The organism is Ochrobactrum sp. SFR4, from assembly GCF_019730395.1.
Lineage (GTDB): Bacteria > Pseudomonadota > Alphaproteobacteria > Rhizobiales > Rhizobiaceae > Pseudochrobactrum.
Window position 1 is genome coordinate 1 of record NZ_JAAPBB010001098.1, and the last position, 250, is coordinate 250.

The 250-nt window shown below is 53.2% G+C and carries 1 protein-coding gene; it reads left to right on the top strand.

The window, feature by feature from the left end:
- The coding region (locus tag HBA93_RS22435; RefSeq protein WP_221724711.1) for a PDZ domain-containing protein at nt 1-250 on the top strand (250 nt) is incomplete at both ends.

Here is a 250-nt window from a genome sequence, read left to right on the forward strand (position 1 = left end):
TCTTCGCCAGCTACGGACGCATGGTCGCTGATCCGACCATTGCGGAAGTAAATGCAGGCAGTCCTGCTGCTATTGCCGGTTTCAAGCCGGGGGATCGCTTTATCAATGTTGAAGGCAGTGAGATTACGACTTTCACGGATGTGCAGCGCATTGTGAATGGCCGCAGCGGTGATGAACTGTCTTTCACTGTTGAGCGTGACGGGCGTGAAATCGAGCTTAAGGCTGTTCCGGAATTGATGGAACAGACCGA